1 protein-coding gene is annotated in these 657 nt (G+C 44.3%); it reads right to left on the bottom strand.

What is annotated here, in order from left to right; genetic code table 11:
• A partial coding sequence (locus ACYVRH_RS14000; protein ID WP_461257495.1) for a PDZ domain-containing protein occupies positions 1 to 657 on the bottom strand: 657 nt, incomplete at both ends.

Genomic DNA, 657 nt, shown 5'->3' with positions numbered 1-657 from the left:
GGGCGATGGAGATAAGCGCGATAAAGTCGATAAAGTACCTGAACCCGGTCGCAATGCTCTGCCCAAATCCCTGAGCCGCCATATCCCCCATCATGTAAGTTATGCGTACCGGCCCTGAAACCGCTTTTGTAAGATCAATTCCCTTAAAAAGAAGTTTTAAACTTGTAACTGAGATCGCGAGAGTTTTATACCCCTCTTTAAAACCTTTTGCAACAGCCTGCGGGATTGAAAGATTTGGAGTGCGGTAATTTATGGTTTTCCATGAAATGCCAATATCGCTTTCAGGATTGCTAATATCCAATAAAATCTTTTCTTTAGAACCGCTTCGGAAAATTTCCAGATCAAGTTTATCGGGCTTCTGTTCCAATATTTTCATTAGATCAACAGTGTTTCGCACGGGCGTATTGTTCGCGGCTGTTATTACATCGCCGGGTAACAGTCCCGCTTTTTGCGCTGGACTGCCCTCCGCTACATCGCCTACTACGGTATCCGTCCAAAAATAAACGCCGATTTTTCCCGCCCCGCTTGATTTGTCTAGGGCTGGCGTTACCTGCAAGTTAATAATTTTTCCGTCTCTGTCCACAGTTATGGGAAGTTTTTTATCGGCGTTTACGGCGATATTTTCCTGCACTTCATGGTAATAGGAAATATCATTGC

This window comes from Treponema sp. R80B11-R83G3 (genome assembly GCF_054786115.1).
The sequence above is the reverse complement of the archived record's forward strand: the minus strand, read 5'-3'. Positions and strand labels throughout refer to the sequence as shown.